Annotated in this window: 15 protein-coding genes; 10 read left to right on the top strand and 5 right to left on the bottom strand. The window is 70.6% G+C overall.

Translation table 11 applies throughout. The annotated features are described in order from the left end of the window. Positions 1-65: 65 nt before the first annotated feature. Positions 66-266, bottom strand: a complete 201-nt coding sequence (locus IF64_RS0113705) for a hypothetical protein (RefSeq protein WP_030532485.1) — start codon at positions 264-266, stop codon at positions 66-68. Positions 267-393: 127 nt separating this feature from the next. On the opposite strand from IF64_RS0113705, the gene IF64_RS0113700 reads away from it, so the two are divergent. Next, the gene (locus tag IF64_RS0113700) at positions 394-1,575 is read left to right on the top strand and encodes a saccharopine dehydrogenase family protein (RefSeq protein WP_030532484.1); all 1,182 of its coding nucleotides are present in this window, start codon (positions 394-396) and stop codon (positions 1,573-1,575) included. A gap of 7 nt (positions 1,576-1,582) precedes the next feature. Here IF64_RS0113700 and hemW read toward each other — a convergent pair whose 3' ends face one another. Then, positions 1,583-2,776 (bottom strand): radical SAM family heme chaperone HemW, encoded by a 1,194-nt coding sequence (gene hemW / locus IF64_RS0113695; protein ID WP_030532483.1) that lies wholly within the window; start codon positions 2,774-2,776, stop codon positions 1,583-1,585. Positions 2,777-2,905: 129 nt separating this feature from the next. On the opposite strand from hemW, the gene IF64_RS0113690 reads away from it, so the two are divergent. Then, positions 2,906-3,871, top strand: coding sequence for an arsenic resistance protein (locus tag IF64_RS0113690; RefSeq protein WP_030532482.1), 966 nt, complete (start codon positions 2,906-2,908; stop codon positions 3,869-3,871). Between the two features lie 50 nt (positions 3,872-3,921). On the opposite strand, the gene IF64_RS0113685 is transcribed toward IF64_RS0113690, so the two are convergent. From IF64_RS0113685 to IF64_RS0113675, 3 genes are read right to left on the bottom strand one after another with little or no spacing between them, the layout of a single operon-like run. Further along, positions 3,922-4,842, bottom strand: coding sequence for an ArsA family ATPase (locus IF64_RS0113685; RefSeq protein ID WP_030532481.1), 921 nt, complete (start codon positions 4,840-4,842; stop codon positions 3,922-3,924). After that, the gene (locus tag IF64_RS0113680) at positions 4,833-5,111 is read right to left on the bottom strand and encodes a cory-CC-star protein (RefSeq protein WP_030532480.1); all 279 of its coding nucleotides are present in this window, start codon (positions 5,109-5,111) and stop codon (positions 4,833-4,835) included. Before IF64_RS0113680 ends, IF64_RS0113685 begins: the two co-directional genes overlap by 10 nt. After that, complete coding sequence (locus tag IF64_RS0113675; RefSeq protein ID WP_030532479.1) at positions 5,108-6,826, bottom strand: carbon starvation CstA family protein; 1,719 nt, start codon at positions 6,824-6,826, stop codon at positions 5,108-5,110. Before IF64_RS0113675 ends, IF64_RS0113680 begins: the two co-directional genes overlap by 4 nt. A 126-nt stretch (positions 6,827-6,952) precedes the next feature. Here IF64_RS0113675 and IF64_RS0113670 point away from each other — a divergent pair, with 126 nt between their 5' ends. From IF64_RS0113670 to IF64_RS0113640, 8 genes are all read left to right on the top strand, one after another. Then, complete coding sequence (locus IF64_RS0113670) at positions 6,953-7,780, top strand: hypothetical protein (RefSeq protein WP_030532478.1); 828 nt, start codon at positions 6,953-6,955, stop codon at positions 7,778-7,780. A gap of 562 nt (positions 7,781-8,342) precedes the next feature. Next, the gene (locus IF64_RS0113665) at positions 8,343-10,025 is read left to right on the top strand and encodes a nitrite/sulfite reductase (protein ID WP_030532477.1); all 1,683 of its coding nucleotides are present in this window, start codon (positions 8,343-8,345) and stop codon (positions 10,023-10,025) included. Between the two features lie 29 nt (positions 10,026-10,054). Then, positions 10,055-10,183 carry an Insertion element protein gene (locus IF64_RS27935; RefSeq protein ID WP_084705860.1) on the top strand — a complete coding sequence of 43 codons (129 nt, stop codon included), beginning with the start codon at positions 10,055-10,057 and terminating at the stop codon, positions 10,181-10,183. Then, entirely contained in the window at positions 10,180-10,884 is a 705-nt protein-coding gene (locus tag IF64_RS0113660; protein WP_030532476.1) for a phosphoadenylyl-sulfate reductase, read from the top strand. Before IF64_RS27935 ends, IF64_RS0113660 begins: the two co-directional genes overlap by 4 nt. 11 nt (positions 10,885-10,895) lie before the next feature. After that, positions 10,896-11,816, top strand: coding sequence for a sulfate adenylyltransferase subunit CysD (gene cysD, locus IF64_RS0113655; RefSeq protein ID WP_030532475.1), 921 nt, complete (start codon positions 10,896-10,898; stop codon positions 11,814-11,816). 2 nt (positions 11,817-11,818) lie between these two features. Further along, positions 11,819-13,114 carry a sulfate adenylyltransferase subunit 1 gene (locus tag IF64_RS0113650; protein WP_030532474.1) on the top strand — a complete coding sequence of 432 codons (1,296 nt, stop codon included), beginning with the start codon at positions 11,819-11,821 and terminating at the stop codon, positions 13,112-13,114. Then, a complete protein-coding gene (locus IF64_RS0113645) occupies positions 13,111-13,863 on the top strand; it encodes a sirohydrochlorin chelatase (protein ID WP_030532473.1) in 753 nt (250 codons plus the stop codon). Before IF64_RS0113650 ends, IF64_RS0113645 begins: the two co-directional genes overlap by 4 nt. A gap of 122 nt (positions 13,864-13,985) precedes the next feature. Then, a complete protein-coding gene (locus IF64_RS0113640) occupies positions 13,986-14,792 on the top strand; it encodes an enoyl-CoA hydratase-related protein (RefSeq protein WP_030532472.1) in 807 nt (268 codons plus the stop codon). Positions 14,793-14,795 lie beyond the last annotated feature (3 nt).

Genomic DNA, 14,795 nt, shown 5'->3' with positions numbered 1-14,795 from the left:
CACCTCCGTGAAGATGTGCGATGCGCGGTGTACCCGGCTGGTGCGGAACTCACACCTGCCTGTTGTCAGCGGTATTCGTCGTCGTCGAACGGGACGGGTTCGGCCTGCTCCGCGGCGTCGGCGGGGTCGGCGTCGAACGGAACCGACGCGGGGGCCGGTTCGGACCCACTGCCCGCAGCACCCTCGAGGCCCTCGCCGCTCTCCACGAGGGAGCGGCGCTGCTCGTCGACGTCCGCGTCCGGGGCGAGATCGTGGTTCTCCGTCATGATCGACGTGGTACCCCGGCCGCGGGCCGTTCAATCACGACGTCGGCGATCACGGTTGCCGCCACCGGTTCCGTACCTCCGGTACGCTCCCGGCCACGCCGTAGAGCAGCGAAGCCGGAGGACGCACATGACGCAGCGGGAGTACGACATCGTGGTGTTCGGGGCCACCGGATTCACGGGAGGCCTGACCGCCGAGTACCTCGCGGCACACGTGCCCGAAGGGTGCCGCTGGGCGCTCGCGGGCCGCAACACGACCAAGCTCGAAGCGGTCCGGGAACGCCTGGCCGCGATCGAACCGTCCTGCGCCGACCTGCCGCTGGTGCAGGCCGACGTCACCGACCCCGCGTCGCTGGCCAGGGTCGCCGAGTCGGCGCGGGTCGTCGTCACCACGGTCGGGCCGTACCTGGAGTACGGCGAGCCCCTCGTCGCGGCGTGCGCCGAGGCGGGCACCGACTACGTCGACCTGACCGGCGAGCCCGAATTCGTCGACCGCATGTACCTGGCCCACCACGAGACCGCACGCCGCACGGGTGCGCGGATCGTGCACGCCTGCGGGTTCGACTCGATCCCCTACGACCTGGGCGTGTTCTTCACGGTGACGCAGCTCGGCGAGGCGGCGAAGGACGCGGACGTCACGGTGCGCGCCCAGATCCGCGCGAACGCCGAGTTCTCCGGCGGCACCTACGCCTCGGCGTTGACGGCGTTCTCCCGAGCCCGGCAGATGGCGGCGGTGGCGAAGCGTCGCAGGGCCGCCGAGCCGTGGCCTGCCGACCGTGCGATCCACACCCCGCTCGGCCCGCCCACCCACGACGCCGAGACGGGGCGGTGGCTCGTGCCGATGCCGACCCTCGACCCGCAGGTCGTCGGACGTTCGGCGGCTGCCATGCCGCGCTACGGCCGCCGGTTCACCTACCACCAGGCCGCGGCCATGAAGCGGCTCACGACGCTCGTGGCCACCGGCGCCGGGCTCGGCGTGGTGGCCGTGGCGGCGCAGATCCCGCCCCTGCGCACGGCCCTCGGCAAGCTCCGCAAGCCCGGTGACGGCCCGAGCGCGCAGCGGCGTGCCCGCTCGTGGTTCCAGGTCCGCTTCACCGGTGAGGCGGGCGGCGAACGCGTCGTCACCGAGTTCGCCGGCGGCGACCCCGGCTACGACGAGACGGCCAAGATGCTCTCGGAGTCGGCGCTGTGCCTGGCGTTCGACGACGTGCCGCAGACCTCGGGACAGGTGACCACGGCCGTGGCTATGGGCGAACCGCTCGTCGAACGCCTCCAGAACGCCGGCATGCGGATCCGCGTCCTCGACGAGTGACCGTCGGTCAGCTCACGAGACGGCGGACGACGGCGTCGGCGAGGAGTCGTCCCCGGTCGGTGAGCACTGCGCGCCCGGCCGCGAGGTCCGATGCGGACAGCAGGCCGTCCTCGGCGGCCCTGCGGGCCTCGCCTGCCCCGTCGGCGTCGAGCGCCTCCACCGGCAGTCCCTCGGCGAGGCGCAGCTCGAGCATCACCCGTTCGAGATGCCGGTCCTCGGGGGTCAACAGCTCGTGTCCGCCGACGGGCAGCTCCCCACCCGCCAGCGTCGCCGCGTACCGCGCGGGGTGTTTGACGTTCCACCACCGCACACCGCCCACATGGGAGTGCGCACCGGGACCTGCGCCCCACCAGTCGCCGCCGAGCCAGTAGCCGAGATTGTGGCGGCAGCGCGCGGCGTCCGTGGCGGCCCAGTTGGACACCTCGTACCAACGCAGGCCCGCCTTCTCGAGCATGGCGTCGACGAGTTCGTAGTCGGCGGCGAGCACGTCGTCGTCGGGTGCCGGGATCTCACCTTTCCGGACTCTTCGGGCCAACGCGGTTCCGTCCTCGACGATCAGCGCGTAGGCCGACACGTGGTCCACACCGGATTCGAGTACGGCGTCCAATGAGGACTGCAGATCCTCGGGCCGCTCCCCCGGCGTTCCGTAGATGAGGTCGAGATTGACGTGCTCGAACCCGGCCGCGCGGGCCTCCTTCGCCGCTTCGACCGGCCGGCCGGGGGTGTGCACCCGGTCGAGGACACGCAGGACGTGCGGGGCCGCCGACTGCATCCCGAGCGACACCCGCGTGTAGCCGGCCTCGCGCAGTCCCTCGAAGAACCGGGGCGAGGTCGACTCCGGGTTGGACTCGGTCGTCACCTCCGCGTCGGCGGCGAGCCCGAACGCCTGCCGCACGGCATCCAGCACCGCCGCCAGCCCGTCGGCACCCAGCAGCGACGGAGTACCGCCGCCGACGAACACCGTGTCGACGGCCGGCGCGCCGGGCATCTGCCGTGCGGCCAGGTCCAGCTCCCTGCGCAGGCCGTCGAGCCAGTCCTCCGGAGCGGCACCCGATCCGAGTTCGCCGGCCGTGTAGGTGTTGAAGTCGCAGTAACCGCACCGCGTGGCACAGAACGGTACGTGCACGTAGACCCCGAACGGCCTCGTGCCCAGACCCTCCAGTGCGGAGGCGGGCAGCTGGAATGCGTCGGGAGTGCTCACGTCTCCAGTGTCCCACCCCGCCCCGCGCCGGCCCGGCCCCATTCCCCCGAGCCCCGCCCCGGCTCCTTCTCGAGCCCGCTGCCGGTCCCGCACCGCCCTGGTCGGACCGACCGGCTAGCGTGAGCAGCCGTGCGGACGGGTGTGGCGTGGATGGAACGGCACCAGGTTCCGCTGTACCTCGCCGGACTGGCGCTGGGCGCCATGGTCGGACTGCTGTCGTCGGACACCGTCGCACGCGCGGCCGAGGCGGCGATCCACCCCGTGCTGGCGTTGCTGCTCTACGTCACCTTCCTCGGCGTCCCCTTCGGCCGGATCGGCCGGGCATCGCGGGACGGGCGGTTCCTGCTCACGGTCCTGGCCCTCAACTTCGCCGTGGTGCCTGCCGTGGTGTGGGTGCTCTCCCGCCTCGTGGCGCACGATCGTGCACTGCTGGTGGGCGTGCTGTTCGTCCTGCTGGCGCCCTGTATCGACTACGTGATCGTGTTCGCCGGAATCGCCGGCGGGGACGCCGAGCGTCTCCTCGTGGCGGCCCCGGTGCTGATGCTGGCGCAGATGCTCGCTCTGCCGCTGCTGCTCTGGCTGTTCGTGGGCGGCGACCTCGTCGACGCCGTGGAGCCGGCGCCCTTCGTGGAGGCGTTCGTGTTCATCGTCGCCGCTCCGCTCGTGGCCGCCGCGCTCACGCAGGCGCTCGCCGCGCGGACGCGCGTGGGCCGGGTGTGGGAGCACGCGGCGAGCGCGACGATGGTGCCGCTCATGGTCGCCACGCTGGCGGTCGTCGTCGCCTCGCAGATCGCCGGGGTCGGCTCGCGACTTGGCGCGGTGCTGCTGGCCGTACCGGTCTACGTCCTGTTCGCCGTCGTCATGACCGTGCTCGGCACCATCGCGGGCCACCTGGGACGGCTGGACGCCACCGGACGCAGGGCCGTGGTGTTCAGCGGCGCGACCCGCAACTCCCTCGTCGTGCTTCCCCTCGTGCTCGCCCTGCCCGCCGCGATGGATCTCGCCCCACTCGTGGTCGTGACCCAGACGCTCGTCGAACTCGTCGTCATGGTCGTGTTCGTCCGGCTGGTGCCGCGCCTGATCCCGGCTCCCTGATCCCCGCCCCTGACGCCGGGGCGGACGACGACGCGGGCTCCCGGCCGCCACTACAAATCGGCCAGCCACTCGGCGGGCTCGGCGAGCTCCTCGACCCCCGCCAGGGCACCCGGCAACAGCGGCACCGTCACCACGTCGGCGAACCGCTCGCGCACCCGCGCGAGCACGGCACGTTCCTGCCCCCTGCGCCGGGCGAGCACCCCCGACTCGGCGTCGGCCGCCACGCGGTTCACCAGGACCGCACCGAGGGGCAGGCCGGCCTCGGCCAGCCGGTCGGCCGCACGCTCGGTCTCGGCCAGCGGCAGCCGCTCGGGCACGAGCACCAGATGCACCCGCGCGTCCGTGCGCAGCCGGTGACGCAGGTTGTCGAGCCGTCTGCGCCGGGCGTGCAGCCGTTCGAGCAGCGGATCGCGCTCCTCGCGCGCACCCCGCTCGCCGAGCAGACCGTCGGCGTAGGCGTCGATGTCCCGCGCCCTGCGGCGGTTGCGGGTCAGTCCCTCGATCCACGGGGTGAGCAGCTCGGGCAGGCTCACCAGGCGCAGCATGTGCCCGGTCGGTGCACTGTCGACCACGAGCAGGTCCCAGTCCCTGCCGGTGCGCTCGACGAGTCCGGTCAGCCGGTCGAGCAACGCCGACTCGACCGTGCCCGGACTGTCGACCGCACGGCGCAGATGCCGCTCCACGGCGGGCAGCACCTCCCGCGGCACGGCGTGCCGGGCGTCCTCCAACACCTCGGCGACCCTGCGCTCGGCCTGGTTCTCCCCGCTGATCTCGGCCGCCAGCAGATCATCCGCGACGGCGCGCGGTTCCTCCGACAGCGATGTGTCCAGCACGTCGCCGAGCGAGTGGGCCGGATCGGTCGACACCACGAGCGTGCGCACGCCGCGGCGCGCCTGCGCGGTCGCGAACGCCGCCGCGAGCGTCGTCTTGCCGACCCCGCCCTTGCCGCCGAAGAACCGGATCAACAGCACACCCCGGCGTCGCCGAACTCGTCACGGCCCATGCGCCGGTGCCACGCGTGGAAATCGGCGACGAGGTACGGCACGACGTCCAACGTCTCGTACGCGACCGGGTTGTCCACCCCGAGCGATTCGAGCAGCAGCAACGCACGCAGCGTGTCGTCCTCCCGGCGTGCCTCCTTCCGGAGGCCCTGCCGCCACCGGGCGACCAGCAGCAGGTCGTGACCACGTTCCAGACGCCGCCACCAGCCGAGGAGCCGCGTGCGCAGCCGCCCGCTCACGACTCGGGAACCTCGACGGGTTCGGACGTGCCGGAACCGCTGCGCGCCTGTCGCAGGGCCAGTGCCGCCTCCACGATGAGCCAGACGGCCAGGACGAAGATGATCGCGTCGAGCGGGGCGAGCACCCACTCGCCCTCTGCGACGAACGTCAGCAGGTTGTCGATCAGCGCCCAGGTCGTCATGACCACGAGGAACACAAGCGGTACGAGTACGGCGATCGGGTTCCTGCGGCTCTTCGTCACCCACACCGCGACGACCGCGAGCGCGAGACCGGCCGTGAGCTGGTTCGTGGTACCGAACAGCTGCCACAGCACGCCGAACGTGTAGCCGTCCTCGCCCCCACCGGGCAGCAGTGCGAGCACCAACGGGATGAGCACGGCGATGATGCCCGACAACGTCAGGCTGCGGGCCACCGGACGGATCCGGGCGATCTCGGCGATCTCCTGCACGATGTACCGCTGCAACCGCACGCCCGTGTCCATCGTCGTCGCGGCGAAGCTGATGACGACGACCGCGGCGAACACGACCGCCGTGGCCTCCGGGACGCCGAGGTTGCCCGCGAAGTGCGCGACGCCGTTGACGAAGTTCGACGTCGCATCACCCGAGGCCGTGCCGAAGTCGGAGTACGCGGCGTGCCAGTCGGCGGTCGTGGCGACGATGCCCGCGGTACAGGCCAGGATCGAGCCGAGCGCGAGCGCGCCCTCCCCGATCGCCCCGAAGTAGCCGACGTATCGGGCGTCGCTCTCCTTGTCCAACTGCTTCGACGTCGTGCCGGACGAGACGAGACTGTGGAAACCCGAGATCGCACCGCAGGCGATCGTGACGAACAGCAGCGGGAACCAGCTCGGCGAGTTGTCCGGGGTCTGGTCGTTGATCATCGGTGCGACGATCCTGTCCCAGCCGACCACGACGCCGAGACCGATCACCCCGAGTGCGATGAACAGCTGGTGGGAGTTGATGTAGTCGCGGGGCTGCAGCAGCACCCAGACCGGGATCCGCGCGGCGATGAACGTGTAGACGAACAGCAGGATGACCCAGATGTTGCGCTCGGTGAACAGGCCGTCCTCCGCGGCGATGCCGGCCAAGGAGATCGGCAGCTCCTGTCCCAGCAGGATCGAGGCGTACAGCAGGACGACACCGATGAGCGACGGGATCAGCGCCGCACTGCGGGTGCGGTAGATGTACTGGCCGATCGCGATGGCGAACGGGATCTCCAGCAGCATCGGCAGGACCGCTTCGGGGTTGGCCACGAACAGATTGCTGATGACCACCGAGAACACGGCGTTCACGAGCGTCAGCAGGAAGAAGATGATCAGCAGGAACAACACGCGCGCCCTGGTGTTGATCACCTCGCGCGTGAGCGTGCCGATGCTCTGTGCCTTGTGCCGTACCGACACCACGAGCGCCCCGAAGTCGTGGACACCCGCCGCGAAGATCGTGCCGACGACGACCCACACCAGCGCCGGACCCCAGCCCCAGAACACCGCGATGGCCGGACCGACGATCGGCGCCGCGCCGGCGACGGACGTGAAGTGGTGTCCGAAGAGGACATGCTTGTTCGTGGGGATGAAGTCGACCCCGTCGCGCATCGTGTGCGCGGGCGTGGGCCTGCTGTCGTCGAGTGCGTAGACCCGCCGGGCGAGGTATCCCGAGTAGTAGCGGTAGCCGAGGTAGAACAGCACCCCGACGATCAGGACCATCACGATGGCCGGCATGGACGTTCCCTTCCCGTGAGCAGCGTTGACACGGTGGTCAGGCGACGTGGGACGGTAACAGCACTGCGCGCCCGAGGTAAGAGCGACATGAGTTCCGGGCCGGACGAGGCGGAGGCGAGACGAGGCGTGACACGGCTGCGGAAGGCCTGGCGGACGGCCGTCACGGCGGAACTGTGCTGGACAGGCGCCGACGGCAGCCCCTCCGCGATCGCGGTGACCCCGCTGGTGCACGAGGGGTCGGTGTGCGTGGCGTTGCCGTACTCACGTGCCGCACAGGTCGAGAGCCTGCGCGCCGGCCGCACCGCGACGTTCTGCGTCACCGACTCCCGTTCGACCGGCGGCGAACCCGGCCTGGCCGCCTCGGGCCCGGTGACCGTCGTCGACGACGTCGAGGGCGAGGTGCTGGCCGACGGCCTCCTCGAACAGGAGCTGGCCAAGTACCCGCCGTCGCGGACGCTGGCCGACAGCGTGCTGCTGCGCAGGGAACACTGGTGGTGGCTGCCGCGGATCGTCATCCGTCTGGACGGGCCCGGCGCGGTGACGCCCCTGCCCGCACGCACGAACCCCGCACGGCACGCACTGGCTCTCACCAGCGACGGGACACCGCGCTGCGTCGACCTCGGCGACCTCGACGGCCTCGACGGCGTCGGTGACCGGTCCGGGCCTGCGGTGCGCGACCTGTCCGGTGCGCCGTTGCCGGACGGGCCCACCCTGATGCTCGGCTACGACTACACGATGCCGGACCTGGAACGGTGGGAGACGTGGGCGGTCTCGGGCACCGTGGCCGGCGGCGCACTGAAGGTGTCGGCGCGAAACGGAGAACCCGGCGCCGACCTGCCACCGCTCGGCCTGCTCGCCCGCACCCGCCGCCACCGGCAGCTCGGCAAGGACTGCCGCAGCGGCCTGCGCGCCGCCGAACGCCGCGTGGCGCCCACGTCCGAACCCACATCCTGAGAGCAGACCGGCCACGCCCGCGAACCCCGGCCTCCCCCGCACCCGCCGAGCCGGCGACACCGCAGGTGAGCGGCAGGTGACGTTCCTCCCACGATGCGGACGCCACTGGACCGGTTTTTGAACACCGTGACACGATGAGTTCGTGACTGTGACAACCGCCGGAGTAGCGCTCGTGGTCCGACGCCACGTCGACTACCTGCGCGTATCCAGCAGTCTCTGCCGGTTCTGACCACTCGCGCTCCCTCGCCGCGGTCGAGCGCGTTCCGGGCCGTGACCTCCGCACGCCGACGCCGGCACCACCCCATGACGCCGCCCGCGCTGCGCCCGGTCACCACGATCCCCCGGATCGAACCGTCCACGGTGCGCACGTGCGAGCACGCCAGCCCGACAGTTTTTGTCCCAGTCCGTTTGTCCCAGTCCGCACGCAAGCCCGACTCCACCACCACAGCACCACCACAGCAGCAGCACAGCACCAACACGACGACCCGACGAGCAGCACCCGAGCAGCGCCGCCCGGATCCTCGCCGCACCGCCCGAACAGATCGCCCTGGAGGACACCGCCATGGCCGCCGAGACAGGCCGACCCACCCGCCCCAAGCAGCGACGCGGCGAGGGCCAGTGGGCCCTGGGCTACCGCGAGCCGCTCAACCCCAACGAGCGCTCCAAGAAGGACGATGCGCCACTGAACGTGCGGGCGCGGATCGAGAACATCTACGCCCACACCGGCTTCGCCGGCATCGACCCGGGTGACCTGCGCGGCCGGTTCCGCTGGTTCGGCCTCTACACCCAGCGCAAGCCCGGCATCGACGGCGGCCGCACGGCCACGCTCGAACCGGAGGAGCTCGACGACGAGTACTTCATGCTGCGGGTGCGTCTCGACGGCGGTGCGTTGACCACCCAGCAGCTGGCCGTGCTCGGCGAGATCTCCCAGACCTACGCCCGCGACACCGCGGACATCACCGACCGGCAGAACATCCAGTACCACTGGATCCGCGTCGAGGACATGCCGACGATCTGGCAGAAGCTCGAGGACGCGGGCATGACCACCATGGAGGCATGCGGAGACAGCCCCCGCGTGATCCTCGGCTCACCGGTGGCGGGCATCTCCGCCGACGAGATCATCGACGGCACCCCCGCCATCGAGGAGATCAAACGCCGGTTCGTCGGCGACCCGGCCTTCGCCAACCTGCCGCGGAAGTTCAAGACGGCCGTCTCCGGCCAGCAGGATGTCGCGCACGAGATCCACGACGTGGCGTTCGTCGGCGTCGAGCACCCCGAACACGGCCCCGGTTTCGACGTGTGGGTCGGCGGCGGCCTGTCGACCAACCCCATGATCGCCAAGCGCCTCGGCGTGTGGGTGCCGCGCGACGAGGTGCCGGACGTGTGGGAAGGCGTCATCAGCATCTTCCGCGACTACGGCTACCGCAGGCTGCGTTCGCGGGCCCGCATCAAGTTCCTCGTCAAGGACTGGGGCGCCGAGAAGTTCAGGGAGGTCCTCGAGAACGAGTACCTCGGGCGCCGCCTCGTCGACGGCCCCGCCCCCGAGGTGCCCGAGCGGCCCATCGACCACGTCGGCGTCCACGAGCAGGTCGACGGCCTGCGTTACGTCGGCGGCGCTCCGGTCGCCGGACGCGCGTCGGGCTCACTGCTGCTGTCGGTGGCCAAGGCGGCCGAGCGGGCCGGATCGGGCCGTGTCCGCCTGACGCCGCAGCAGAAGCTCGTCGTGCTCGACGTGCCGGAGTCCGAGGTCGAGACGCTGCAGACCGAGTTGGCTGCCGCCGGACTCGACACCTCCCCCAGCCCGTGGCGGCGCAGCGTGATGGCCTGCACCGGCATCGAGTTCTGCAAGCTCGCGATCGTCGAGACGAAGAAGCGCGCGGCCGACCTGGTCGCCGAGCTCGAACAGCGCCTGGCCGACCTGCAAGACGGCCTGGACAACCCGGTGTCGGTGCACCTGAACGGCTGCCCGAACTCGTGCGCCCGCATCCAGGTGGCCGACATCGGCCTCAAGGGCCAGATCGTCACCGACGCCGACGGAAACCAGGTCGAGGGCTTCCAGGTGCATCTCGGTGGAGGCCTCGGACTCGACGCGGGCTTCGGCCGTAAACTGCGTGGTCACAAGGTCACGAGCGACGAGCTCACCGACTACGTGGAGCGGGTCGTGAGGAACTACCTGAACCAGAGGACCGAGGGCGAACGGTTCGCACAGTGGGTCACCCGCGCGGAGGAAACCGATCTCAAGTGAGTGAGCCCACTCCCTCGAGGGCCGCGCCCATGCACTGCCCGTACTGTGCCGACGAGGATCTCCGACCGGAAGACGACGGCGCATGGCTGTGCACGTCCTGTCGGCGGGTATTCAAGGTGTCCTTCATCGGACTGCGGATTCCGGAGGTAAAGCGATGACCGCGACCAGGACGAACGACGACCTCAAGGCCTTGGCCGAGAGGGCCTCCGAGGAGCTGGCGGACGCGTCCGCCGACGAGGCGATCCGGTGGGCCGTCGAGCAATTCGGTGATGATCTCATCGTCGCGTCGAATATGCAGGACGCTGTTCTGATCGACGTCGTCGCCAAGGTCAAATCAGACATCGACGTTCTTTTTCTCGAAACGGGCTACCATTTCGCGGAAACACTCGGGGTGCGCGACGCCGTCGCGACGATCTACCCGGATGTCCGAATCGTGAATGCCCAGGCCGAGCAGAGCGTCGCCGAACAGGACGCCGAGTACGGCCCCAAACTGCACGACCGCGACCCCAACCAGTGCTGCTACCTGCGGAAAGTCGTTCCGCTGAGGAACACTCTCTCGAATTACTCGTGCTGGATCACGGGGGTGCGTCGCGTGGATGCACCCACCAGGGCGAACACTCCGATCGTGACATGGGACGATCGGAATGGCCTGGTGAAAGTGAACCCGATCGCGGCATGGTCCGACGACGAGTTCAACGGCTACATCGACGAGCACGGGATTCTGCAGAACCCGCTGGTCGACGAGGGCTACCTCTCGATCGGCTGCGCCCCGTGCACCGCGAAGGTGGCGCCGGGCGCCGACCCACGCAGTGGTCGCTGGGCCGGCAAGTCCAAGACTGAGTGCGGGCTGCACGCCTGAGGAAGGATGTCATGACCACACTTGAGGCCGCGGCCGACGCTGCGCGCGACAATCTCGCCGCGCTGGAGTCGGAAGCCATCCACATCTTCCGGGAGGTAGCGGGCGAGTTCGATCGTCCCGTGATCCTCTTCTCCGGCGGCAAGGACTCCACGCTGCTGCTGCACCTGGCCATCAAGGCGTTCTGGCCCGCCCCCGTGCCCTTCCCGCTGTTGCACGTCGACACGGGCCACAACTTCGACGAGGTCATCGCCTTCCGTGACCACGTCGTGGAGAAGTACGGCCTGCGGCTCGTCGTGGCCAGCGTGCAGGACTACATCGACGACGGCAGGCTCGTCGAGCGCGCGGACGGCACCCGGAACCCACTGCAGACCCAGCCGCTGCTGGACGCGATCGCCGACAACAAGTTCGACGCCGTGTTCGGCGGCGGTCGCCGCGACGAGGAGCGGGCCCGCGCCAAGGAGCGCATCTTCAGCCTCCGCAGCGCCTTCGGCCAGTGGGACCCGCGCAGGCAGCGCCCCGAGCTCTGGAACCTCTACAACGGCAGGCACCGCCCCGGCGAGCACGTGCGGGTGTTCCCGCTGTCGAACTTCACCGAGGCGGACGTGTGGAACTACATCGCACGTGAGCAGGTCGAGCTGCCCTCGATCTACTACGCGCACAAGCGCAAGGTGTACAAGCGCGACGGCATGTGGCTCACCGAGGGCCCGTGGGGCGGCCCGCGGGAGGACGAAGAGGTGCACGAGCTGACGGTCCGGTACCGCACCGTCGGCGACGGGTCGTGCACCGGCGCCGTCGAGTCGACGGCCTCCACGGTCGAGGAGGTCATCGCCGAGGTGCAGGCCAGCCGGCTCACCGAGCGGGGCGCGACCCGCGCCGACGACCGCATCTCCGAGGCCGCCATGGAAGACCGCAAGCGGGAGGGGTACTTCTAACCATGAGCTCTTTGCTGAGGCTCGCCACGGCAGGCAGCGTCGACGACGGCAAGTCCACCCTCGTCGGCAGGCTGCTGTACGACACGAAGTCGGTGCTCGCCGACCAGCTCGACGCCGTCGAGCGGGCCAGCGTCGACCGGGGCATGTCGACCCCGGACCTCTCGCTGCTGGTCGACGGTCTGCGTTCGGAGCGGGAGCAGGGCATCACGATCGACGTTGCCTACCGCTACTTCGCAACCCCGAAGCGCAGCTTCGTGCTCGCCGACACGCCGGGCCACGTCCAGTACACCCGCAACACGGTCACGGGCGCGTCCACGGCGCAGCTCGGTGTGCTCCTGGTCGACGCGCGCAAGGGTGTCGTCGAGCAGACCCGCAGGCATGCCGCGGTGCTAGCGCTGCTGGGTGTGCCGCGTCTGGTGCTCGCGGTGAACAAGGTCGACCTCATCGACTACGACGAGGCCGCGTTCACCGTGATCGCCAAGGAGTTCAGCGCGCACGCCGCGTCGCTGGGGTACGGCGAGGGCACGGTCCTCGCGATCCCGGTGTCGGCGCTGCAGGGCGACAACGTGGCCACCAAGTCGGACAACACGCCGTGGTACTCCGGCCCGACGCTGCTCGAGCACCTCGAGGAGGTGCCGGTGGCTCCGGACCCGCACGAGGCGCCGTTCCGGCTCCCGGTGCAGTACGTCATCCGCCCGCGCACGCCCGAGTACCCCGACTATCGGGGCTACGCGGGCCAGATCGCGGCCGGCACGGTGCGCCCTGGCGACGAGATCGTCGTCCTGCCGCAGGGTCTGAAGTCGACGGTCGAGTCGGTCGACACGGCCGACGGCCAGCTCGACGAGGCGGGCACCGGCAAGTCGATCACGCTGGTGCTCGCCGACGACCTCGACATCACGCGTGGTGACGTGATCGCGGCCAGCGCCAACGCCCCAAAGGTCACCGACGAGTTCACCGCCGCGCTGTGCTGGCTGTCGAGCAAGTCGCTGGAGCCGGGGGCGCGCGTGCTGGTCAAGCAGGGCACGCGCACGGTGCAGGCCATGGTCGAGGAGCTCAACGCGCGGTTCGACGAGCAGACGCTGTCCATCGTGGATGCTCCGGAGAAGCTGGAGCTCAACGAGATCGGCAACGTCAGCCTGCGGCTGTCCGAGGAGATCCCGGTCGACGACTACACCGTGAGCCCGCGCACCGGTGCGTTCATCGTGATCGACCCCAAGGACGGCGACACGCTCGCCGCCGGTCTGGTCGGACACCGGTTCAGCCAGTTGAAGGGCGTCACGGAGCCCGAGGGCCAGTGACGCAGGCGCAGCCGCCTCTGCTGATCGTCGCGCACGGTAGCCGGGACCCGCGGTCCGCGGCTACCGTGCGCGCGCTGGCTGAGGTGGTGCGCACGCAGGCCGAGGGACGTGACGTGCGCGTGGCGTTCCTCGACCTGTCCGAACCGTCCGTCGGTGACGCCCTCGCCGCGCTGCACGCGGAGGGACACCGGCACGTCGTGGCCGTGCCGCTGCTGCTCGGCCACGCCTACCACGCACGGATCGACCTGCCCGCACTCGTCGAGGACGTCACGGCGCGGCTGCCGCGCCTGTCGGTGACGGTGTCGGACGTGCTGGGACCCGATCCGCTGCTCGAAGACGTCGCCCGCGACCGGCTGGCCGAGGCGGGCGTGGAACTGTCCGATCCCGACCTCGGTGTCGTGCTCACGGCCGTCGGTTCCTCGCACGCGCCCGCGAACGAGGTCGTCTCCCGCATCGCCCGCTCCTGGGACGGTGCGCACGGGGCACGGGTGACTGCGGCGTTCGCCAGCACGGCACGTCCCGACGTGCCCGCCGCCGTGGCGAAGCTGCGCGCCCGTGGTGCGCGGCGATTCGCCGTCGCCGCGTGGTTCTTCGCACCCGGGCTGCTGCCCGACCGCATCGCCGACCTGGTCGAGCAATCCGCTCCCGGTTCACTCGTCGCGGCACCGCTGGGAACAGATCCGAGGGTCGCCGCAGTGGTGCTCGACCGCTACGCCGAGGCTCTCGCCGCCGCGACCCGCACCGCCTGAGCACCCGGCGCGACAGCGGCATCCGTCGCGACAGCGGCACCCGGTGCAACAGTGGCATCCGTCGCGTCGAGTGCCACCAAGGTCACCGTGGTGACCCCACCGGATGTGCCAAGGTGTCCGGTATGGCTGACGAACTCGTCCATTACGACCTCGACGGCGGTGTCGCCACGATCACGCTGGACTCGCCGCACAACCGCAACGCGCTGTCGGCGCAACTGCGCCGCGAGCTCACCGACGCGCTGGCGAAGGCCGTCGACGACGAGCACGCGCGCGTCATCGTGCTGACCCACACCGGGACCGTGTTCTGCGCGGGCATGGACCTCAAGGAGGCCAAGGGTGCCGACTCCGAGGAGCAGGGGGTGAACGGCTTCCCCGCCATCCTGGAACGGCTCTGGACGAGTCCGAAGCCGGTGGTGGCCAAGCTCGCGGGGCCGGCGCGCGCGGGCGGCGTGGGCATGGTCGCTGCCGCCGACATCGCGGTGGCCTCGACCGCGGCGACGTTCGCGTTCACCGAGGTCCGCATCGGGGTCGTGCCCGCGCTCATCTCGGTCACGGTGCTGCCCCGGCTCGCCCCGCGGGCCGCCCACGAACTGTTCCTCACCGGCGACACGTTCGACGCCACGCGCGCGGTCGAGGTGGGGCTGCTCAACGCCGCCGTTGCACCCGACGAGCTCGACGCGAAGGTCGCGGCCTACGTCGACTCCCTGGTGCGCGGAGGACCGGCCGCGTTGGCCGCGACCAAGGACCTCCTGCAGGGCGAACGCGGCCGCACGATGGGCGATGAGTTGCAGAAGATGCAGGCCGTCTCGGCGCACTACTTCGCCAGCGACGAGGGCCAGGAGGGCATCGCCGCGTTCGGCGAGAAGCGCCCGCCCCGCTGGGCCGGCGTGCCGACTCAGTCGGCCGCCCACTCGCGACACGGTGCCTGAATC

The sequence above is a fragment of the Prauserella rugosa genome (genome assembly GCF_000719975.1).
In the GTDB taxonomy this organism is placed as follows: domain Bacteria; phylum Actinomycetota; class Actinomycetes; order Mycobacteriales; family Pseudonocardiaceae; genus Prauserella; species Prauserella rugosa.
The sequence above is the reverse complement of the archived record's forward strand: the minus strand, read 5'-3'. Positions and strand labels throughout refer to the sequence as shown.

Coding starts and splice junctions, on each gene's coding strand:
- IF64_RS0113705 (WP_030532485.1), bottom strand. CDS start 266: ATGACGGAGAACCACGATCTCGCCCCGGACGCGGACGTCGACGAGCAG.
- IF64_RS0113700 (WP_030532484.1), top strand. CDS start 394: ATGACGCAGCGGGAGTACGACATCGTGGTGTTCGGGGCCACCGGATTC.
- IF64_RS0113675 (WP_030532479.1), bottom strand. CDS start 6,826: ATGCCGGCCATCGTGATGGTCCTGATCGTCGGGGTGCTGTTCTACCTC.
- IF64_RS0113665 (WP_030532477.1), top strand. CDS start 8,343: ATGGCCGCCGAGACAGGCCGACCCACCCGCCCCAAGCAGCGACGCGGC.
- IF64_RS27935 (WP_084705860.1), top strand. CDS start 10,055: ATGCACTGCCCGTACTGTGCCGACGAGGATCTCCGACCGGAAGACGAC.
- IF64_RS0113660 (WP_030532476.1), top strand. CDS start 10,180: ATGACCGCGACCAGGACGAACGACGACCTCAAGGCCTTGGCCGAGAGG.
- cysD (WP_030532475.1), top strand. CDS start 10,896: ATGACCACACTTGAGGCCGCGGCCGACGCTGCGCGCGACAATCTCGCC.
- IF64_RS0113650 (WP_030532474.1), top strand. CDS start 11,819: ATGAGCTCTTTGCTGAGGCTCGCCACGGCAGGCAGCGTCGACGACGGC.
- IF64_RS0113640 (WP_030532472.1), top strand. CDS start 13,986: ATGGCTGACGAACTCGTCCATTACGACCTCGACGGCGGTGTCGCCACG.